This is a genomic window from Streptomyces sp. NPDC002499 (genome assembly GCF_053595415.1).
Genome location: NZ_JBSFXO010000002.1, coordinates 639688 through 660401, shown reverse-complemented (window position 1 = coordinate 660401; position 20714 = coordinate 639688). Strand labels below are relative to the sequence as shown.

20 protein-coding genes are annotated in these 20714 nt (G+C 71.2%); 12 read left to right on the top strand and 8 right to left on the bottom strand.

The genetic code is table 11. From position 1 onward, the window contains the following. Positions 1 to 9: 9 nt before the first annotated feature. The 4 genes from ACWD5F_RS07430 to ACWD5F_RS07415 form a co-directional block, all read right to left on the bottom strand. Positions 10 to 1371, bottom strand: coding sequence for a lamin tail domain-containing protein (locus tag ACWD5F_RS07430; protein WP_451252303.1), 1362 nt, complete (start codon positions 1369 to 1371; stop codon positions 10 to 12). Positions 1372 to 1635: 264 nt separating this feature from the next. Beyond that, positions 1636 to 2469: an SAM-dependent methyltransferase gene (locus tag ACWD5F_RS07425; protein WP_451252004.1), complete on the bottom strand. Its 834-nt coding sequence runs from the start codon at positions 2467 to 2469 to the stop codon at positions 1636 to 1638. Further along, positions 2466 to 2759, bottom strand: coding sequence for a DUF397 domain-containing protein (locus ACWD5F_RS07420; RefSeq protein ID WP_451252003.1), 294 nt, complete (start codon positions 2757 to 2759; stop codon positions 2466 to 2468). Before ACWD5F_RS07420 ends, ACWD5F_RS07425 begins: the two co-directional genes overlap by 4 nt. Further along, positions 2756 to 3628, bottom strand: coding sequence for a helix-turn-helix domain-containing protein (locus tag ACWD5F_RS07415; protein WP_451252001.1), 873 nt, complete (start codon positions 3626 to 3628; stop codon positions 2756 to 2758). The genes ACWD5F_RS07420 and ACWD5F_RS07415 overlap by 4 nt, the downstream gene beginning before the upstream one ends. Before the next feature lie 350 nt (positions 3629 to 3978). Between ACWD5F_RS07415 and ACWD5F_RS07410 the strand changes: the two genes are divergently transcribed. Then, a complete protein-coding gene (locus ACWD5F_RS07410) occupies positions 3979 to 4398 on the top strand; it encodes an ATP-binding protein (protein WP_451251999.1) in 420 nt (139 codons plus the stop codon). A gap of 27 nt (positions 4399 to 4425) precedes the next feature. Here ACWD5F_RS07410 and ACWD5F_RS07405 read toward each other — a convergent pair whose 3' ends face one another. Then, entirely contained in the window at positions 4426 to 5736 is a 1311-nt protein-coding gene (locus tag ACWD5F_RS07405; RefSeq protein ID WP_451251997.1) for a PP2C family protein-serine/threonine phosphatase, read from the bottom strand. Between the two features lie 150 nt (positions 5737 to 5886). On the opposite strand from ACWD5F_RS07405, the gene ACWD5F_RS07400 reads away from it, so the two are divergent. The 4 genes from ACWD5F_RS07400 to ACWD5F_RS07385 all read left to right on the top strand — a co-directional run bounded on the left by ACWD5F_RS07400 (position 5887) and on the right by ACWD5F_RS07385 (position 9751). Then, entirely contained in the window at positions 5887 to 6705 is an 819-nt protein-coding gene (locus ACWD5F_RS07400; protein ID WP_451251995.1) for an SAM-dependent methyltransferase, read from the top strand. Positions 6706 to 6902: 197 nt separating this feature from the next. Next, positions 6903 to 8177 carry a cation:proton antiporter gene (locus ACWD5F_RS07395; protein WP_451251993.1) on the top strand — a complete coding sequence of 425 codons (1275 nt, stop codon included), beginning with the start codon at positions 6903 to 6905 and terminating at the stop codon, positions 8175 to 8177. Positions 8178 to 8255: 78 nt separating this feature from the next. Continuing rightward, complete coding sequence (locus ACWD5F_RS07390) at positions 8256 to 8549, top strand: DUF3040 domain-containing protein (RefSeq protein WP_401715245.1); 294 nt, start codon at positions 8256 to 8258, stop codon at positions 8547 to 8549. A 146-nt stretch (positions 8550 to 8695) separates the two neighbouring features. Beyond that, complete coding sequence (locus tag ACWD5F_RS07385; protein ID WP_451251991.1) at positions 8696 to 9751, top strand: NAD(+)/NADH kinase; 1056 nt, start codon at positions 8696 to 8698, stop codon at positions 9749 to 9751. Positions 9752 to 9761: 10 nt separating this feature from the next. Here ACWD5F_RS07385 and ACWD5F_RS07380 read toward each other — a convergent pair whose 3' ends face one another. The 3 genes from ACWD5F_RS07380 to ACWD5F_RS07370 all read right to left on the bottom strand — a co-directional run bounded on the left by ACWD5F_RS07380 (position 9762) and on the right by ACWD5F_RS07370 (position 12465). Continuing rightward, entirely contained in the window at positions 9762 to 11162 is a 1401-nt protein-coding gene (locus ACWD5F_RS07380) for an NtaA/DmoA family FMN-dependent monooxygenase (protein WP_451251989.1), read from the bottom strand. Beyond that, positions 11159 to 12271, bottom strand: coding sequence for an LLM class flavin-dependent oxidoreductase (locus tag ACWD5F_RS07375; RefSeq protein ID WP_451251987.1), 1113 nt, complete (start codon positions 12269 to 12271; stop codon positions 11159 to 11161). The genes ACWD5F_RS07380 and ACWD5F_RS07375 overlap by 4 nt, the downstream gene beginning before the upstream one ends. 77 nt (positions 12272 to 12348) lie before the next feature. Beyond that, positions 12349 to 12465: a putative leader peptide gene (locus ACWD5F_RS07370; RefSeq protein WP_451251985.1), complete on the bottom strand. Its 117-nt coding sequence runs from the start codon at positions 12463 to 12465 to the stop codon at positions 12349 to 12351. Positions 12466 to 12592: 127 nt separating this feature from the next. Here ACWD5F_RS07370 and ACWD5F_RS07365 point away from each other — a divergent pair, with 127 nt between their 5' ends. The 7 genes from ACWD5F_RS07365 to ACWD5F_RS07335 all read left to right on the top strand — a co-directional run bounded on the left by ACWD5F_RS07365 (position 12593) and on the right by ACWD5F_RS07335 (position 20693). After that, positions 12593 to 13549, top strand: coding sequence for a GlxA family transcriptional regulator (locus ACWD5F_RS07365; RefSeq protein ID WP_451251983.1), 957 nt, complete (start codon positions 12593 to 12595; stop codon positions 13547 to 13549). A gap of 133 nt (positions 13550 to 13682) precedes the next feature. Next, on the top strand, positions 13683 to 14681 hold the full coding sequence (gene gap / locus ACWD5F_RS07360) for a type I glyceraldehyde-3-phosphate dehydrogenase (protein ID WP_451251981.1): 999 nt from the start codon (positions 13683 to 13685) through the stop codon (positions 14679 to 14681). Positions 14682 to 14950: 269 nt separating this feature from the next. Beyond that, positions 14951 to 17347: an ATP-binding cassette domain-containing protein gene (locus ACWD5F_RS07355; RefSeq protein ID WP_451251979.1), complete on the top strand. Its 2397-nt coding sequence runs from the start codon at positions 14951 to 14953 to the stop codon at positions 17345 to 17347. Positions 17348 to 17405: 58 nt separating this feature from the next. Beyond that, positions 17406 to 18074, top strand: a complete 669-nt coding sequence (locus ACWD5F_RS07350; RefSeq protein WP_451251977.1) for a Type 1 glutamine amidotransferase-like domain-containing protein — start codon at positions 17406 to 17408, stop codon at positions 18072 to 18074. A 45-nt stretch (positions 18075 to 18119) separates the two neighbouring features. After that, positions 18120 to 18737, top strand: coding sequence for an HD domain-containing protein (locus ACWD5F_RS07345; protein WP_451251975.1), 618 nt, complete (start codon positions 18120 to 18122; stop codon positions 18735 to 18737). 58 nt (positions 18738 to 18795) lie between these two features. Then, positions 18796 to 19290: a peptidylprolyl isomerase gene (locus ACWD5F_RS07340; RefSeq protein ID WP_401715231.1), complete on the top strand. Its 495-nt coding sequence runs from the start codon at positions 18796 to 18798 to the stop codon at positions 19288 to 19290. Between the two features lie 119 nt (positions 19291 to 19409). After that, positions 19410 to 20693, top strand: a complete 1284-nt coding sequence (locus ACWD5F_RS07335) for an MFS transporter (protein ID WP_451251973.1) — start codon at positions 19410 to 19412, stop codon at positions 20691 to 20693. Positions 20694 to 20714: the final 21 nt, after the last annotated feature.

The following is a 20714-nucleotide window of genomic DNA, read 5'->3' as shown; positions in this document are numbered from 1 at the left end:
GACGCGGCCTCAGCAGGAGATCGTGCCCCTGCGCAGGGCGTGCCCGCTGGTGTTGCTGTCGTCGGACCAGTAGACGGGCTTGGTGCCGCCGGAGCACGCGTCGGCACCGGCCACGGCGAAGCCCTCGTTGTTGAGGTCGGCCATGCCCGAGGGGCGGTTGTAGATCGCCGTGGTGGCGAAGGCACCGGAGGAGTTGATCTTCAGCGTCCGGTGCTGGCCGTCGCAGGTGTCGTCGCACACGGCCCACAGCCGGGACGCCTGCGGTTCCCACTGCACCTCCATCACGCCCGCCATCCCGCTGCTGATGGTCGCGACGCGGGTGAAGGTGCCTGAGTCCTGGAGGACGTACCCGTAGATCGTGCCGGTGCCCTCGACCCCGACGAAGAACACCCCGGCGGTGTGGGCGCCGTAGCGAGCGGGGTCGTAGGCCGAGCCGGTCGAGGAGTCCTTGAAGCCGGCGGCGGTGAGGGTGGTGTCGGGGATCCAAGTGATGCCCTCAAGACCCAGGTTGGAGCCGACCGACGGCAGGTCGGAGGTCAGGTTCCACTCCTTCGTCGCCGTCAGCGTGGTGCTCGTCGAGCCGACGTCGTAGCGCAGGACGGACAGCCGACTGGTGCCGGACGAGTCCGCGTTGCGCTCGCTCGCGACGTACGCGCCGCCCGTGGCGCCGGCGCCGGTCAGCGTGACGCCCTCACTGTCCGGCGTACCCGAACCGCTCGGGAAACGGAGGGACTTGCCTGAGGTCCAGCCGCCGGTGGTGTCCGCCTTCCAGGCGGTCGAGCCGTTCGGCACCAGACGCCAGAGCTTGCCGCTGTTCTGCGCCGCCCACAGCACGTTCCCCTCCGGGTAGAGGCCGCTCAGATCCGAGCCGAACGCGTTGGAGGCGTCGGCGGTCGCGATCGAGCTGCCGCCGGGCCAGGCCGTCGGTGAAATGCCGCCGCTGCCGCAGGCGTTGGGGCCGCCGAGGGTCAGGGCGGCGGAGCCGAAGGCACCCGTACCGTCGGGGCAGCGCGACCACGACGGGTCGGAGTGCTCGGACCAGGTGAAGCTGTCGACCAGCGTGCTGCCGTCCGGGAGGTAGAGGCGGGCCTGGTCGGCGGAGCCGAGACCGAACGCGCCATGGACGTCGAAGGCACGGAAGGCACCGGGGGCGAGCGAAGTCCCGGACGCTATCGCGTACTTCGAGCTCTTGTTGTCGTCCTTGAGGATCCAGCCCGAGAGGTCGACCGTGGCGGTGCCCTTGTTGTACAGCTCCACCGAGTCGTTGACGTCCCCGGTGGTCACCACCTCGTTGATCCGGATGTCGTCTGTCGCCGCCGCGTGGGCCGGGGACGCCGTGAGGGCGCCGACGGCCAGCGTCGGGGCGACGATCCCGGCGATCCCGACGAGGAGGAAGCGGAAGGTGCGGTGCCGGCGGCGAACGCGCGATTCGATCACGAAGATCCGTCCTGAGATCGTTTGACAGGCCGCCAGGACCCTTCCTGTCTGGCCCGAACGGATGCCTTCGCGCGAGTGAGTGCCGTATGAACGATGGACGAACCAGTACGCCGAACCCAGTGCGCGGAATCGTGGGGCGTGCGTGTCACGCCCCACGATTCCGCGCGAGTCCCTCGAGCGCCTTGAGCCAGGCGCCGGTCAGGGCTTGATGCCCACGCCGGTCCACAGGCTGACCACCGCGTCGGTCAGCGGCTCCGCGCTGTCGTCGGTGGCCGTGGCCGCCGCCGCGTCCGGGCGCCAGCGGTGGCCGACCGAGACGCCGGGCTCCAGGAGGTCGAGGCCCTCGAAGAAGCGGGCCACGGCGCTCTGCGAGCGGAACTGCACGGGCGTACCGGCATTGGTGTAGATGTCGGTGACCTTCTGCCAGGTGTCCGGGTCGAAGTCGGGCGTGCAGTGGCTGAGCGCCAGCGCGCTGCCGGAGGGCAGGAAGTCCAGCAGTCGGCTCACGATCCCGTACGGGTCCTGCGCGTCGGTGACGAAGTGCATCAGCGCGTTGAGGGAGAGCGCGATCGGCTGGTCGCGGTCCAGGACCTCGGACAGCGCCGGTGAGTCGAGGAGCGAGCCCGGGTCGTTCACGTCCGCCTCTATGTACGTGGTGCGGCCCTGGGGTGTGCTGCGCATCAGCCGCTCGGCGTACTTGAGCACCAACGGGTCGTTGTCGGCGTACACCACCCGGGCGTCGGGCACGACGGACTGCGCGACCTGGTGCAGGTTCGGCTCGGTGGGGATGCCGGTGCCGATGTCCAGCCACTGGCGGATGCCGTGCTCCCGCGCGAGGACCCGGGTGGCCCGGTGCATGAAGGCGCGGTTCTCGCGGGCGCAGACGAAGATGCCGGGGTAGACCCCGGCGACCGACTCGGCCGCCGTCTTGTCGATCTCGAAGTGGTCCTTGCCGCCCAGGTAGTAGTCGTACATCCGGGCGGAGTGCGGCCTGCTGGTGTCGATGTCCCGCGCTGCGTGGGGGGTGGTCATGCTGTCCCTTTCAACTGGTGTGCGCTGACGTGCCGGCCGGCGCGACCGACCGTCAGGTGATCGGCGAGGCCCTTCTTGACCCCTTCGACGAACGCGCTGATCTCCTGCGGCGTGTAGATCAGGGCGGGTCCTGCCGGATCCGTCGACTGCCGCATCGCGACCCGGCCGTCGGCGAGTCGCTTGGTCTCCACGCACTGGCCCCCGTTGGGGCCGCTCCACGGGCATTCCCAGCCCTGCTCGCCGAGGTCGGAAGCGGGCATCCCGTTGTAGACGCTGGTGGTGGTGGTCATGAGTACTCCTTGCGCATACGGGTCAGGAGCGCCCTGCTGTCCGCGGACGAGGTGAGCAGCGACATCCGGTTGTGCGCCTCCAGATGGGCGGAGACGTCGGAACGCTGGTCCAGGTACATGGAGGCGGACAGGATCTCGCTGTAGACGACGTCCGGCAGCTCGGGCTCCTCGAACCGGAAGTAGGTGAAGGGGGCGCACGCGCCGACGTGGGCGCCCGCGGTGAACGGGACGATGTCGAGGCTCACGTGCTCCAGCTCCGAGATCTCCAGGAGCTTGTCGATCTGCTCCCGCATCACCTCGGGGCCGCTCACCACGCGGTGCAGCACGGCCTCCTCCATCACGACCCACAGCGTGGGCGCGTCCGCTCGGGTCAGCAGACTCTGGCGCCGTAACCGCAGGTCGACCCGTCTGCGCAGGTCCTCTTCGCTCTCGTTCGGGAAGCCGCCGCGCAGCACGCCACGGGCGTACCCCCACGTCTGCAGCAGGCCCGTGACGTAGTGCGGCTCGTAGGTGCGCAGGGTCTTGGCGCCGCTCTCCAGACTCACGTACGCGGAGAACCAGGTGGGCAGGACGTCACGGTAGGCGTGCCACCAGCCCGGCTCGTTGGCCTGCTCGGCGAGGGCGACGAACTCGTCGATCTCCTGCCGGTCGGCCCCGTACGTCTCCAGCAACTTCTCGACGTACAGCGGCTTGAGGGCGACCTCCGCCTTCTCCAGCCGGCGGATCGTCAGCGTCTTCACCCGCAGCGCCGTCGCCGCGTCCTCCAGCGAGGCGCCCGCGCTCTGCCGCCGCTCCTGCAGCCGTCGGCCGAGGATCATGCGGAGAACGGTGGGCGCACTGGCGCCACTGCCCGAGCGAGCCTCGTTCACGCCCTACCTCCTGAAGGACAGTCACCAGCAGCGGTCTGACAACGACTTGATGATGCCACCATACGGATAACCTCCCGGTGAAATTATCAGGGAGTCGGTTGCAGCATGAAGTCAACTACGAGCATGATTGGTTGAGTGAGCGATCAACCCGAGCGCGCCCACGCGTCAGTCAACATGCCGCCTACTCCGTGGAGTTGGCGTGGCAAGGCGTTCGGATCGTCCGGCCGTGCCTCGAACACCCCGACCGGGGGCGGTCGTTCTCAGTCGTACGCCTCCCCGCTCACCCCGCTGCGCCCGTCCTCCCACGGAAGGCGAACACCGTGTCCCCCCACACGACTTCCCTCTCCTCCTTGTTAGACACCCCCGGCCCCGACCGGTCCCACTGGTTCGAACTGCCCGCCAGACGGGAGAGCGTCAGAGCCGCCCGGCACGGCGTGAGTTCCTGTCTGCGCTCGTGGCGGGTGCCGGCCGAACTGTGCGCCGACGCCGTCCTGCTGGTGTCCGAGCTGGTCACCAACGCCGTCGTGCACACCCTCAGTTCGCGGGTCCTGTGCGGCGTCGCGCTCATCGGCGAGGAACGGCTGCGGGTCGAGGTCCACGACTACGACGGCGCCGCGCTCACCCCGGCCCGGGGCCGGCCGACCGTCGACTGCGAGACAGGCCGCGGGCTGCTGATCGTGCAGGAGGTCGCCGACGCCTGGGGGGCCGAGCGCTCGACCCGCACGAAGGGCAACGCGGTGTGGGCGACGCTGGGCGGCGCCTGCCTCTGACGGCCGGGAGGGGTGGCGGGCGCGGTGCTACGAGGGTGTCAGCTCGGCGAGCAGCACCGTCCGGTCGTCCGCGCCCGGCGCGGCGGCGGCATCGTCCAGCAACTCCTGGCACAGCGACCGCAGATCGTCGTCACCGGGCTTCCGCGCGACCGCGGAGTCGAGGGCGTGGGCGAGGCGGGCGATGCCCTCCTCGATGTCGCACTGGCGGGACTCGACCAGCCCGTCGCTGTAGAGGACCAGCAGGGTCGGTTTCGTCACGGTCAGCACGGTGGTCTCGTAGCGCCCCGCGCCGAGACCCAGGGGCAGACCCGCGTTGGCGAGCACGACCGGGGTGGCCGGTCCGTCCGCGGCCCTGACCAGTGGGGGAGGGTGGCCGGCGCCCACCAGCGTGCAGGTGTTCTTCCGGGGATCCCACTCGGCGTACATGCAGGTGGCGAAGGAGGCGCCGGGGATGGCGGCGGCGAGCGCGTCGAGACGGTTCATCAGATCGGCGGGGCACAGGTCGAGCCCCGCGAGGGTACGGACCGCCGTGCTCAACTGGATCATGGCGACGGCCGATTCGGGACCGTGCCCCATGGCGTCCCCGACGATCAGGCCCACGCGGCCGTCCGGCCGGGGCAGCGCGTCGAACCAGTCGCCGCCGATGATGTTGCCGTCGCCCGCCGGGAGATAGCCGTGGGCGATGCGGCAGCCCGGGAAGTCATGGTCCGTCGTGGGCAGCAGGCTGTTGCGGATGGCCAGCGCGGTGCGCCGCTCCCGCTCGTAGCGCCGCGCGTTGTCCAGCGCGACACAGGCCCGGGCGGCCAGCCGCTCCACGGCGACGGCGTCGGCGCGCTCGAACGGCGGCTTGTCCGGACCGCGGGTGCAGGCGATGAACCCGACCGCGACATCCCGCAGATGCAGCGGCACGACCAGGAACGACTCGCTCTCCAGAAGACTGCGGATGCCCTCGTCGTCGGGCCCGGTCGCGCTCAGCCGCTCGCTGGTGTGCGGGTCCACCGCGTCGAGCAGTTGCGACCGCTTGTCCGCCAGCGCGCGGGCGTACGGCGTCTCCCGCGGAAAGACGAGCACCTGGTCGACGGGCAGCAGCGGCTCCCAGTCCTCGGCCGCCTCCGCCCCCACCCGCAGCGCGAGCCGGCGCGCCTCGACCTGCGGCGGATCGGAGCCCGCGTAGGCGTTCTCCTCCAGGAGCCACCGCTCCAGCAGGTACACGGACGCCGCGTCGCAGAACGCCGGTGTCAGCGCGTGCACGACATGACTTCCCGTCATGTGCAGATCCAGCTCGGAGCCGATGACATCGGCCGCGGGGGAGAAGAACAGACGACGGCGCTGTGGCATGGGGGAGAGCGCACCGTCCGGTAGGTGGCGGGCTTCGTCGCGCAGGGTCTTGCCTTTCCGGGTGGGGCCGGGATCGGCCGCGTGCCAGGCGCAGGCGCCTCGCCGCAACGGGGAGAACTATATGGTGGGACGTCAAGTACACCGAGACGCATGGGAGTTGTGGTGCAGCAGGGTCTCCCGGAGGACGCAACGCCCAACAAGGCGAGTGTTGCCCGCATGTACGACGCCATGCTGGGCGGCGAGCACAACTTCGCCATAGACCGGGAGGCGGTAGCGGCGTTCACCGCCATCGACCCCCAGGTCCGCACCCTGGCCCGGGCCAACCGCGCCTTCCTCGGCCGCGCCGTCCGCTTCCTCATCGCCTCCGGGGTACGGCAGTTCATCGACCTCGGCTCCGGCATCCCCACCCAGGGCAACGTCCACGAGGTGGCCCAGGCCGCCGACCCGGACAGCCGGGTGGTCTACGTCGACAACGACCCCGTGGCCGTCGCGCACAGCGCCGCCCTGCTGGCCGACAACCCGGGCGCGGACATCCTCGACGCCGACATCCGCCGGCCCGCCGACATCCTGGCCGCCCCGCAGGTACGGAAGTTGATCGACCTCGACCAGCCCGTCGCCGTACTGATGATCACGATCCTGCACTTCGTCACGCCGGAGGAGAATCCGGCGGGCCTCGTCGCCGCCTTCCGGGACGCGCTGCCCGAACAGGGCTGGCTGGCGCTCACCCACGCCACCAACGAGGACCGCCCCGACACGGCGGCCGCTGTCGGACAGCTGTACAAGGCCAAGGCCACCTCCCCGGTGACCGCCCGCTCCCGCGACGAGATCCAGCACCTCTTCGACGGCTTCGACCTCGTCCAACCGGGCCTGGTCCACGTACCGTTGTGGCGCCCGGACCCCGAGGACGAGATCCCGGAGAACCCCTCGGAGTACTGGGTGTACGCGGGCGTCGGCCGCAAGCGGGGCTAGCACATTTGGGGGTCGTCACGGATGGTGACCGGCCCCCTGCGCGTGTGATCGTCGGAGTGGCTCCTGCACCTCCGACGAAAGAGAACTCCTCATCCATCACCGTGAGTCGAAGACACCCCGTGCCCGCGACATCCGGATACCCCCTACCCGCGAGATCCCTACTTCCTGTAACCGGGTCCTCCGACAGGAGGTGACCCGTGGGACACGCTGACACCCTGCTGGCCATGGGCGGCGCGTTCCTCGCGGCCGCGTTGCTCGCGCGGCTCGGCGGCCGGATCGGGCTGCCGACGATTCCCCTGTTCATGCTCGCCGGGATCCTGCTCGGCCCGCACACCCCGGGCCTGGTCCTGGTCGAGGACGCGCACGACTTCGAGATGCTCTCCGCGCTCGGACTGGTGCTGCTGCTGTTCTACCTGGGCCTGGAATTCCACCTCGACGACCTGCGGAGTGGCGGCCGCCGGCTGCTGTCCGCCGGTGGCATCTATCTGCTGCTGAACGTGGGCGCCGGCCTCGGATTCGGCTTCGCGCTCGGCTGGGGCGTACGCGAGGCGCTCGTGCTCGCCGGTGTCCTGGGGATCTCCTCCTCCGCGATCGTCACCAAGATTCTCATCGACCTCGGGCGCATCGGCCGCCCCGAGACCCGGCTGATCCTCGGTGTGATCGTGGTGGAGGACATCTTCCTCGCGCTGTACCTCGCCGCGCTCCAGCCGGTCATCGGCGGTGCGGAGGGCGTCGGCGAGATGGTGCTGCAGAGCGGGAAGGCCTTCGGGTTCCTGCTGGTGCTGGCCGCCGCCGCGCGCTACGGCACCCGCCTCGTCGGCCGCCTCATCGCGACCAAGGACAGCGAACTGCTCGTCATCAGCTTCCTCGGCGCCGCGGTCCTGGTCGCCGGCGTCTCCGAGGTCCTCGGCGTCGCCGACGCGATCGGCGCGTTCATGGTCGGCCTGATCCTGGCCGGCACGCCCTCCGCGCCCCGCATCCGTGAACTGGTGCACCCCCTCCGGGACGCCTTCGCGGCCATCTTCTTCTTCGCCTTCGGGCTGGCCATCGACCCGGGCGACCTGGCGTCCGTCGCCGGTCCTGTCGCCGCCGCGGCCGCCCTGACCGTCGCCGTGAACATCGTCGCAGGCCTGCTCGTCGCCCGTCTGTACGGCTACGGCCTCGACACCGCCGCGGACATCGCCACCACCCTGGTGGCGCGAGGCGAATTCGCGCTGATCCTGGCGGCGATGGCGGCGAGCGCGGGACTCGACGGGCGACTCGCCCCGTTCATCGCCGGATACGTCCTCGTCCTGGCCGTTCTCGGTCCTGTGCTGGCGGGCCGGGCGGAGCTGTTCGCGCGGGCACTGCGGGCTGCGCGTGACGCGTTGCCGCGCGGGGGTGACAGCGCCGGGACGGGAGGGGCGTCTGCGGAACCGGAGGACGCCGAGGACGAGGTCCCGGCCATCCGGGGAGTCGAGAGTCGAGCCTGATGGTGAGTGAGGTCGGCAGGAGGAAATGCTGAGGGAAGGCCCTGTCCAGGGCCGCGCCGGTTCTGGGAAGGAGCAGCCGTGCATCGGAACGACGCCGAACGACTGGCCGATCTTGAAGCGCGACTCGAACAGGACGATCCCCGTTTCACCCACGCCCTGCGTGCCGGGCGCCCGGCACGGCCACGGGAGTACCGGCGCACCGGCCTCTGGTACGGCCTGGCCCTCGGCGCGGTCGTGCTGATCGTCGGGATCGTGATCTCCGACGGACTCCTCATCGCCACCGGCCTGGTCCTCATGGGGATCGCCGCCCAACTGCTGGACCCGAAGGAGGCACCCCTGAGGCGTGGCGGGAGTCGGTCGGCGGGACGGTAGGCCGTCATGGGGCCGGCGCCCGTGCTCGGCGGGAGTCCCGGTCACCGGGTCGACTCGAGCGGAGCGATCCCGTGGCGGACCCCGGCCCGAACTGTGACCATGGCTGGCGTACGGCCCCTTGATCCGTCGACAGCCCGGGAGACGACATGCCGATCGGCCGCGTGGGACTCGTCGTGCACGGAGGCCGGCCCGAGGCGGTGACCGGGGCGCAGACCGTGCGGGAGTGGTGCGCCGGGCACGGCATCGGCTGTGCCGACATCGACGTGTGGCAGGGACAGGAGCGGCGGCGCAGCGGTCGTGAGGAGATGCGGGCCGCCGGGATGCCCGACCTCATCGTGACCCTCGGCGGGGACGGCACCTTCCTGCGCGGGGCGCGGATCGCGGCCAAGAAGGACATCCAGGTCCTGGGCGTCGACCTCGGCAAGGTCGGCTTCCTCACCGAGACCGCCGTCGGCGACGTCGAGGAGGCGCTGGAGGCCGTGCACGCGGGCAGATCCACCTGCGAGGAGCGCATGACCCTCACCATGCGGGCGTCCAAGCCGCTGGAGATGCCCTCCGACATGGAGGAGATCCTCTGCTACGGGCGCGGACCCGCGCTTCCGCCCCCGCCGCAGGCCGACCCGGCGGAGGACGGCTGGGGCGTCGCCCTGGACGTCACCGCGCTGAACGACATCGTGGTGGAGAAGCTGGCCCGGGACCGCCAGGTGAGCCTCGGCGTGTACATCTCCGGCCGGCTGCTGGCGTCGTACTCCGCGGACGGCGCGATCGTCGCGACCCCGACCGGCTCCACCGCCTACAGCTTCGCCGCCGGCGGCCCGGTGCTCTCACCCCGGATGCGGGCCGTGGTGTTCACGCCGGTCGCCCCGCACATGACCTTCGACCGCACGGTGATCGCGAACGCGGACGAGCCGATCGCGCTGCGCGTCCTGCCCCACTCGGGCCGGGCCGCCGTCAGCGTCGACGGACAGCCGCGCGGCGTCCTCGAACCGGGCGACTGGATCGGCGTGATCGCCGCGCCGCGGCCCCTGCGCCTGGTCCGGCTGGCGCCCGCCGACTTCTACGGGCGGCTGCGGGAACGCATGCGCCTCACCGACGCTCCCGCGACCGCCGCAGACGGCGAGTCGGATCCGCTGTTCCGACCCGCCAACCCCGTGCCGGACGACCTCAGCCACCTGTACCTGCCGCCGCCCCAGACCACCTGATCCGGAGCGGTCAGCCGGCCTCCCGCCGTTCGGCGGCGGACGACCGGTGCGTGAGCGGTTCGCGCAGGCCCAGGTGCGAGCGGAGCGTCGTACCCGTGTACTCCGTGCGGTAGACACCGCGTTCCTGGAGTTCGGGGACGAGCAGGTCGACGATGTCGTCGAGGCCGTCCGGGATCAGGTACGGCGTGACGTTGAAGCCGTCGACCGCGCCGTGCCGCACGAAGTGGGCGAACTTGTCGGCGAGACCGGACGGCGTGCCGACGTGGCCGCGCTGCGGGCCGAGGGCGATGACCGTCTCCCGCAGCGACCAGCCGTTGGCCTCGGCCTTCGCACGCCATTCGGCGACCACGGCACGCGGGTCCGCGACGCGGCGGGCGCCGAAGGAGCCGTCATTCTCGGCGACGACCGGGTCCTCCTTCGGCAGCGGCCCGTCGGCGTCGCGGCCGGCCAGGTCGATGCCCCACAGCAGCGTGGCGACCCCCAACGCCGTTGCGGGGGTGACCTGTTGCAGCCGCAGCCAGCGCTTCTTCTCCTGCGCCTCCTCCTCGGTGGCGCCGATGATGATCTCGGTGCCGGGCAGGATCCGCAGGTCGTCGTCGGGCCGTCCGACCGCCCGCAGCCGGCGCCGCAGATCCTCGGCGAAGGCGAGCGCGTCGTCGAAGTCGTTGCCGTGCGCGGAGAAGATGACGTCGGCGTTGCGGGCGGCGAAGTCGCGGCCCTCGCCGGAGTCCCCGGCCTGGAAGATGACGGGGTGGCCCTGGGCGCTGCGCGGCAGGGTCGGCGTGAGGTCGACGTCGAACTGCGGTCCCTGGTGGCGCACTTGGCGTACGGAGTCGGGTGCCGACCAGGCCGGGGCATCCGCGGAGTCGGCGATGCCGTCCTCCCAGCCGTCCCACAGCGCGCGGGCCACGGTGAGGAACTCGGCGGCGCGCCGGTAGCGGTCGGCGTGGTCGAGGTAGCCGCCGCGGCGGAAGTTGGCGCCGGTCCAGGCGTTGTCCGTCGTCACCACGTTCCAGCCGGCGCGCCCCTCGGAGAGCAGGTCGAGCCCGGACAGGCGGCGGGCGAGGTCGGCGGGCTCGTTGAAGGTGGAGTTGGAGGTGGAGACCAGGCCGATCCGGCGGGTGACGGCGGCCAGCGCGGCGAGCTGGGTGATGGCGTCCGGCCGGCCGGCCACGTCGAGGTCGTGGATCTTGCCGTCGACCTCGCGCAGCCGCAGCCCCTCGCCGAGGAAGAACGCGTCGAACAGGCCCCGTTCGGCGGTCTGCGCCACCTTGCGGAAGGAGGCGGGGTCGATCTGGGAGCCGCTCTCGGGCGCGGACCACACGGTCCAGTGGTTGACGCCCTGGAAGAAGACCCCGAAGTGGAGCTGTGCGTCGGGCCGGGGGACGTCGAGGGGATCGGTGCGGGTCATCGGGCGTCCTCCCGAGCGACCGCGACCGCGGCTGCGGCGGCGAAGCGGTTGGCGGGGCGCTCCAGACCCAGGGTCGAGCGCAGGGACGTACCGGGCAGCGGGCGGGCGACGAGCCGACGCGCGGAGAGGGCGGGCAGGACGAGACGGGAGAGGACGCCCAGATCCTCGTCCAGGACCAGCGGGTGCAGTCGTACGCCGTCGACGTGGCCGCTCAACTCGGCCAGCAGCGCGACCAGTTGCTCCGCCGAGCCGACGTGCCGCAGGCGGCCGCGGTCGGTCCAGGGCGCGTACCGCTCCAGGTCGGCGACCCGCTCGGCACCCGTCGCGTCCGGCGTGTCCAGCGCGACCTCCAACTCGGCGAAGACGAGCGGGGTTTCGGCAGCGACCGCGGCCTCCCCGACCGACGCGAGGTCACGGCCCGCGACGAGAGCGACGTCGAGCAGCCCGGCGGGGACCCGGTCCGGGCTGCCCAGGACGACGAGTTGTCCCTGGGGCGGGCGCGGCACGATCGCCGGGCCCTTGACCGCGTACGTGTCACCGGTGAAGTCGATGTAGTGGAGCCGGTCGCGGTCGAGATAGCGACTGGTGGCCACGGACCTGATGACCGCGTCGTCCTCCCACGAGTCCCACAGGTCGCGCACCACGTCCACCCCGTCGCGGGACTCCCGCGCCCGCGCGTCGGCGTCCGTGATCACGGGGCGGCCCCAGGCGCGGGCCGCCTCCGGGTGCTCCTCCTCGGTCACCACCCACCCGGCACGCCCGGCCGATATGTGGTCGAGCGACGCCAACTGGCTGGAGACATGGAAGGGTTCGGCGTACGTGAGCGGGACGACGGGCGCGATCCCGATCGTGCTCGTGGAGGCGGCGACGAAGGCCGCCCGCTCCACCGAGCCGATCCGGCCCACCGGATCCGCCGCCGTCCCGGGCGGCAGCACACCGTCGTCCAGGGTGATCAGCGTGAACCCCGCGTTCTCGGCGACGGCGGCCACCTCGGCCGTGCGCCGCGGGGTGAGCAACCGGTCGGGGGCGTGGGCGGCGCGGCGCCAGGCCGCGGGATGGGCGCCGTCGCCGTCGAGCTCGACGGCGAGGTGCAGGGCGGGGCCGGACATGGGTGATCCTTCCGAGAACACGGGAACACGCGGCGACAGGGCCGCGAGGAGACGGCCGGCGGAGCGCGCCGGCGGGGTCAGACGTGTACGGAAGGACAGACCGCGGAGGCGGTGCGGCAGTAGTCGACATGCCGCCGGGTGGTCAGCAACGTCTCGATGCGGGCACCACGCGCTGTCGCGCCAGGTACGTGCATCGGAGCCTCCACCCGTAAGGAACTTGCAGGTTCAACGTACGTCGTCCGCCCGTGCGAGTGTCAAGGGCGTCCCGCGCGGCTCGCACCCGCCGGGCCCGGTGCGTCGTCCCTGCGTAACCTGGTCGCCGTGTCCGTCTCTCACCTGCGCCGTGTCGCCGTGCTCGTACTGGAGGGCGCCAAGCCCCTCGACGTCGGGATCCCCGCGCAGGTGTTCTCGACCCGGGGGAGCATGCCGTACGAGGTACGGCTGTGCGGGGCCGCGCCCGGCCTTGTGACCGGCGGCGACGGACTGTCGTACCACGTCGCCCATGGACTGGACGCGCTGGAGTGGGCCGGCATCGTCTTCATCCCCGGCTACCGCTTCCCGGACCGCGAGGACCCGCCCCCGCCCGTCGTCGAGGCGCTGATCGCCGCCCACGACCGGGGCGCGCGGCTCGCCGCCATCTCGACGGGCGCCTTCGCGCTCGCCGCCACCGGCCTGCTCGACGGCAAGCGCGCCACCACCCACTGGCACTACACCCGGGCGCTCGCCGCGAAGCACCCGGAGATCCGGGTGGACGAGAACGTCCTGTTCGTCGACGAGGGCACCGTCCTGACCTCGGCAGGCGCCGCCTCCGGCATCGACCTGTGCTTGCACATCCTGCGCGGCGACCTCGGTGTGGCCGCCTCCAACCACGCGGCCCGGCGCCTGGTCGCGGCGCCCTACCGCAGCGGCGGCCAGGCGCAGTACGTGCCACGCAGCGTGCCCGAGCCGCTGGGCGAGCGGTTCGCCGCCACCCGCGAATGGGCCCTGCACCGGCTCGACGACCCCCTCACCCTGGAGACGCTGGCCGGGCACGCGGGCGTCTCCGAGCGCACGTTCTCCCGGCGGTTCGCCGAGGACACCGGCTACACGCCGATGCAGTGGGTCATGCGCGCCCGCATCGACCGGGCCCGCGAACTTTTGGAGCGTTCGCAGCGGAGCGTGGAGCAGATCGCCGCGGACGTCGGCCTCGGCACCGGCGCGAATCTGCGACTGCACTTCCAGCGCATCCTCGGGACCACGCCGAGCGAGTACCGGCGCACCTTCGCCCGGGGCGAATAGCGCTCGGCGGGGTTCTGGGCGTGGGGGAGACCGGGCTTGGCGGGATCCTTGCGAACCATGGCGATCGCGCCGCTGTCGGCCGTGCGCCGCGCGCGCGAACCTGGGGGTGAATTGAGCTGAAGGGACCTGCCTCATGACACGTATCGCCATCAATGGATTCGGCCGCATCGGACGCAATGTGCTGCGCGCGCTGCTCGAACGTGACAGCAAGCTGGAGATCGTCGCCGTCAACGACCTCACGGAGCCCGCGGCCCTCGCCCGGCTGCTCGCCTTCGACTCCACGTCCGGCCGCCTCGGCCGCCCGGTGACCGTCGACGGGGACACCCTCGTGGTCGACGGCCGCCGGATCAAGGTGCTCGCCGAGCGCGAGCCGGCGCAGCTGCCCTGGGCCGACCTCGGCGTGGACGTCGTACTGGAGGCGACCGGCCGCTTCACCTCCGCGAAGGCGGCCCGCGCCCACCTCGACGCGGGTGCGCGGAAGGTGCTCGTCAGCGCGCCGTCGGACGGCGCCGACGTCACCCTCGCGTTCGGCGTGAACAACGATGCCTACGACCCCGCCCTGCACACGATCGTCTCCAACGCCTCCTGCACGACCAACGCCCTCGCCCCGCTGGCCGCGGTGCTGGACGAGCTGGCCGGCATCGAGCACGGCTTCATGACGACCGTGCACGCCTACACGCAGGAGCAGAACCTCCAGGACGGCCCGCACCGCGACCCGCGCCGGGCCCGCGCGGCCGGCGTGAACATCGTGCCGACCACGACGGGCGCGGCCAAGGCGATCGGCCACGTGCTGCCGAACCTGGACGGCAAGCTGTCGGGCGACTCGATCCGCGTGCCGGTCCCGGTGGGCTCGATCGTCGAGCTCAACACGACCGTCGCCCGCGACGTGACGCGCGAGGACGTGCTGGCCGCGTACCGCACCGCCGCCGAGGGCCCGCTCGCCGGGGTCCTGGAGTACTCCGAGGACGCGCTCGTCTCCTCCGACATCACGGGCAACCCGGCCTCGTCGATCTTCGACTCCGCCCTCACCCGCGTCGAAGGCCGCCACATCAAGGTGGTCGCCTGGTACGACAACGAGTGGGGCTTCTCCAACCGCGTGATCGACACGCTGGAACTCCTCGCCGCCGGCTGACGGTTGACCTCTTCCGCTCGCGGCGACGAAGGCCGCACGTACTCCGACGGACGGCCCCGGTGGCCGTCCGTCGGCCGTTGACGCCCGTTCCACCCGCTCACCGGACCGGTCAGGATCCGAGAAGCGCCGGTCACGGGGGTGCGGCTAGCGTGGCTCACGCTCGTAAACCGGGTGGACGGCGGCCGATCAGCGGTTACCGTGACGGCGACCGCGCCGGGCGGCCGCCCAGGCAGGCCCCGCCTCGCAGGCCGCCCAACGGAGGAGACAGCATGAGCAGGGTCACGGGGACGGACACGCAGTCGCCTGAAACACACACCGCCGACAGCCACGAACTGATCCGTGTGCTCGGCGCCCGCGAGAACAACCTCAAGGACGTCAGCATCGAGATCCCGAAGCGCCGTCTGACGGTGTTCACCGGCATCTCCGGCTCGGGCAAGAGCTCCCTGGTGTTCGACACGATCGCCGCCGAGTCGCAGCGGCTGATCAACGAGACCTACAGCGCCTTCGTGCAGGGCTTCATGCCGACCCTGGCGCGGCCCGAGGTCGACGTCCTCGAAGGCCTGACCACCGCGATCATCGTCGACCAGCAGCGCATGGGTTCCGACCCGCGCTCCACGGTCGGCACCGCCACCGACGCCAACGCGATGCTGCGCATCCTCTTCAGCCGGCTCGGCGAGCCGCACATCGGCCCGCCCAGCGCGTACTCCTTCAACACCGCCTCGGTCCGGGCCAGCGGCGGGATCACCGTCGAACGCGGCGCCGAGAAGACCAAGACCGTGAAGGCGACCTTCAACCGCACCGGCGGCATGTGCACCCGCTGCGAGGGCCGCGGCTCCGTCTCCGACATCGACCTCACCCAGCTCTACGACGACTCCAAGTCCCTCGCGGAGGGCGCGTTCACCATCCCCGGCTGGAAGTCGGACAGCCAGTGGACCGTGCAGGTCTACGCCCAGTCCGGCTTCGTCGACCCGGACAAGCCGATCCGCCAGTACACCAAGAAGGAGCTGCAGGCCTTCCTCTACGGCGAGCCGGTCAAGGTCAAGGTCAACGGCGTCAACCTCACCTACGAGGGCCTGATCCCCAAGATCCAGAAGTCGTTCCTGTCCAAGGACAAGGAAGCGATGCAGCCGCACATCCGGGCATTCGTGGAGCGGGCGGTCACCTTCACCACCTGCCCCGAGTGCGACGGCACCCGGCTCAGTGAGGGCGCCCGGAACTCGAAGTACGCGGGCATCAGCATCGCCGACGCCTGCGCGATGGAGATCCGCGACCTCGCCGAATGGGTCCGCGGCATCGACGAGCCGTCCGTGGCGCCGCTGCTCACCGCACTCCGGCAGACCCTCGACTCGTTCGTCGAGATCGGCCTCGGCTACCTCGCGCTCGACCGGCCCTCGGGCACCCTCTCGGGCGGCGAGGCACAGCGCGTCAAGATGATCCGCCACCTCGGCTCCTCGCTCACCGACGTGACGTACGTCTTCGACGAGCCCACCATCGGCCTGCACCCGCACGACATCCAGCGCATGAACGACCTGCTGCTGCGCCTGCGGGACAAGGGCAACACGGTCCTCGTCGTGGAGCACAAGCCGGAGACGATCGCGATCGCCGACCACGTCGTCGACCTCGGCCCCGGCGCCGGCGCGGCGGGCGGCACCGTCTGCTTCGAGGGCACCGTCGAGGGCCTGCGGACCGGCGGCACCATCACCGGGCGCCACTTCGACGACCGCTCCTCCCTCAAGGAGGAGACGCGCAAGCCCACCGGCGCCCTGGAGGTCCGCGGCGCGAGCACCCACAACCTCCAGGACGTCGACGTCGACATCCCGCTCGGCGTGCTGACCGTCCTCACCGGCGTCGCGGGATCCGGCAAGAGCTCGCTCGTGCACGGGTCGATCCCGGCCGGCGAGAACGTCGTGTCGGTCGACCAGACGCCGATCCGCGGCTCCCGGCGCAGCAACCCGGCGACGTACACCGGACTGCTCGAGCCGATCCGCAAGGCGTTCGCGAAGGCCAACGGCGTGAAGCCGGCCCTGTTCAGCGCCAACTCCGAAGGCGCCTGCCCCACTTGTAACGGCGCGGGCGTCATCTACACCGACCTCGCGATGATGGCCGGCGTCGCCTCCACCTGCGAGGACTGCGGCGGCAAGCGGTTCGACGCGTCGGTCCTTGAGTACCGCTTCGGCGGCCGGGACATCAGCGAGGTCCTTGCGATGTCGGTGACCGAGGCCGAGGAGTTCTTCGGCACCGGCGAGGCGCGCACCCCGGCCGCGCACACCATCCTCGGCCGCCTCGCCGACGTCGGCCTCGGCTACCTCACCCTCGGCCAGCCGCTCACCACCCTCTCCGGCGGCGAGCGCCAGCGGCTGAAGCTGGCCACGCACATGGCCGACAAGGGCGGGATCTACGTCCTCGACGAGCCGACCACCGGCCTGCACCTGGCCGACGTCGAGCAACTCCTGGGCCTGCTCGACCGGCTGGTCGACTCCGGCAAGTCCGTCATCGTCGTCGAACACCACCAGGCCGTCATGGCGCACGCCGACTGGATCATCGACCTCGGCCCCGGTGCCGGCCACGACGGCGGCCGGATCGTCTTCGAGGGCACCCCTGCTGACCTGGTCGCGGCCCGCTCCACCCTCACCGCCGAACACCTGGCGGCCTACGTCGACGCCTGACCCCGCCGTCCCGCAGGCCTGTCTTGATCGCCTGATCCGCGCGTGATTGGCTCGCCCGATGAATCTTCTGTTGACGTCGGGCGGGCTGCGCAACGAGACCCTGCGGGACGCGCTGCGGGACCTGCTGGGCAAGCCGTTCGAGTCGGCGAACATCGTCTACATTCCGACCGCGTCCGTCGCCGAATCCGGCGACCACGGCTGGCTGCTCGCGGACATGACGCGCGTACAGGCCCTGGGCTGGCGGGAGTTCGACATCCTGGAGCTGAACGGCCTGCCGCAGCGCATGGTTCTCGACCGGCTGCTGCACGCCGACGTCATCTACGCCGGCGGCGGCAACCACTACCACCTCGCCCGCAGCATCACCCTCAACGGACTGACCGACGGCTTCCTGGAAGCGCTGGAGAGCCGGGTCTACGTCGGGTTGAGCGCCGGATCGATGATCTTCAGCCGGAATCTCACCGAGCACTCCGCCGACGTCATCGGGGACAGCGCCGACCTGCATGCGCTCGGCACGGAGACCGTGGAGCCGCCCTTCGGCCGCTTCGACTGGTACCTGAAGCCGCACCTGGACTCGGCGGACTTCCCCGAGCGGGACGATGCCTGGGCCGACCGGATCGTCGAGCGGGCCGACTTCCCGATCTACTTCATCGACGACGACACGGCGCTTCGGGTCAGGGACGATGAGGTGGACGTCGTGTCCGAGGGCCGGTGGCGTTTTCATCCGTGAGCCGGGACGGCACGGCGGGGCGTGGACATTCATGAGAGGCGGGCGATGGTGATCGAGGTCGCGGGGGTGCGGGCCCCTTCCGGGCAGGCGGCGGAGGCGGCGCTCGGGGTGTGCGCCGAGTACGCGGACGAGGCGCTGTACCACCACTCCCTCCGCTCCTACTTCTTCGGAGCAGCCTGGGCGCAGGAACGCGGCCTCGACTTCGACCGCGAGCTGCTGTTCGTCTCGGCGATGCTGCACGACCTGGCGCTCACCGCGCCCTTCGACAGCCACACGCTCCCCTTCGAGGACGCGGGCGGTCATCTGGCGCGGGTCTTCACGGCGGGGCTGGGCTGGCCGGTCGAGCGGCGGGACCGGGCGGCCGAGCTGATCGTGCTGCACATGTGGGACGACGTGGATCCGGAGCAGGACCTGGAGAGCCGTCTGCTCCAGGTGGGGACGAGCGCCGATGTCTCGGGGACGGGACTGGAGGCGTTCGAGCCGCGGTTCCGCGAGGCGCTCGTCACGGCCTACCCCCGCCTGGGGTTCGCCGCGTCCTTCGTCCGGCTCTTCCGGGACCAGGCCGGGCGGAAGCCAGGGTGCGCGGCGGCCGGGCTGGTCGCCGGCGACTGGGCGGAGCGGACCCTGGCCAACCCGTTGGAGGAGCCGGTGGCGGGGGAGTAGTGGCTGGTGGGCGTGGGCGGCGCTGCCGGTGTGACCGGGGGATGAAAGGATGGGCCGCATGAGTAACGTCTACTTCGACATCACCATCAACGGCGAGGCCGCGGGCCGCATCGTGTTCCGGCTCTTCGACGACGTAGTCCCGAAGACCGCCCAGAACTTCCGCGAGCTCGCCACCGGCCAGCACGGCTACGGCTACGCGGGCTCGCCCTTCCACCGGGTCATCCCCGACTTCATGCTGCAGGGCGGCGACTTCACCAACGGCAACGGCACCGGCGGCAAGAGCATCTGGGGCGGCGAGTTCGCCGACGAGAACTTCAAGCTCCGCCACGACCGCCCGTTCCTGCTCTCCATGGCGAACGCGGGCCCCGGCACCAACGGCTCGCAGTTCTTCGTCACCACCGTCGTCACGCCCTGGCTCGACGGCAAGCACGTCGTCTTCGGCGAGGTCGTCGAGGGCTCGGACCTGGTGCAGAAGATCGAGTCCCTCGGCTCCCGCTCGGGCTCGACGAAGGGCAAGATCGTGGTTGCCGCGTCCGGCGTCGTCGGCGAGTAACACCGGATCACCTTGTCGTCACCGGCCCGCGGCGGCCGGTGACGACACCATCCCGTTCGTCCAATCGCCGTCGCTCTTTGTCCATGGACCGGCCCCTCACCACGGGTGAGGGTGACTCCATGACCGAATTCGGGCTCAGGGACACGGAGTTGCCGCCGCGCGGGCACCAAGTGCGTCAACGGACGCCGACCGGTCTGGTCGCGCTGGCACTCGGCGGGTTCGGGATCGGTCTGACCGAGTTCCTGATCGCCGGGCTGCTGCCGCAGGTGGCGTCGAGTTTCTCGGTGTCCGAGGCGGCGGCCGGCCGGCTGATCTCCGGATATGCGCTGAGCGTGGCCGTCGGCGCGATCGCGCTGACCGCGGCGACGGCACGGCTGCCCCGCAAGGGCGTACTGGTCGGCCTGGTGGCGCTGTTCGTCCTCGGCAACCTCCTCTCCGCCGTCGCGCCGAGCTACCGGGTGATGCTGCTCGGACGGATCGTCGCGGCGCTGTGCCACGGTTCGTTCTTCGGCATCGGCTCGCTGGTCGCACGCAGCCTGGTCGCCCCCGAGCGCAAGTCCCGTGCCGTGGCGGTCATGTTCGCCGGACTGACGGTCGCGAACGTACTGGGCGTGCCCTTCGGCGCGCTGGTCGGCGAGCGCTGGGGCTGGCGGGCCGCCTTCTGGGCGGTCACCGGAATCGGCGTACTCGCGCTGGCGGGCATCGCGACGCTCGTCCCTCAAGGCGCGGGAGAGACGCGACAGTTGCCGCTGACGAAGAGCCGACAGTTGCCACTGACGAAGAGCCCCTCCGCCTCCGTACCACCCGTCGCCCTGCGGGACCAGTTCCGCGCCTTCCGCTCCTGGCAGGTCTGGCTGACCCTGACGGCCACCGCACTCGGCTACGGCGGGATGTTCGGCGCGTTCAGCTATATCGCCTACACGTTCACCGAGGTCGGCGGCTTCTCACCGTCGGACGTGGCCTGGTTGCTGATGGTGTACGGCGTCGGCCTGGTCGTCGGCAACGTCATCGGCGGACGAGCGGCGGACCACGACCGCGACCGCGCCCTGATCCTGGCCCTGCTCGGTCTGACGGTCACGTTGGTCCTGTTCGGTCTGCTGGCCGCCAGCGCCACGGCATCCGTGATTCTGGTGTTCCTGATGGGGTTGTTCGGTTTCGCCGCCGTCCCCGGGATGATCACGCGCGTCACCGACCACGCGCACGGCGCGGCCCTGGCCGCCAGCGCCAACGTCTCGGCGTCCAACGTCGGCAACGCCCTCGGTGCCTGGCTCGGCGGCCTGGCCATCACGGCGGGCCTCGGCTACCGGGCGCCGCTGTACGTCGGCGCCGGGATCGTGTCGATCTCCGTCGTCGTCATGGGCCTGGCCGCGGGCCTGGAGAGGTCTCCGGCAGCGGACTCTTGATCCGCTGTGCCGGCGCTGTCG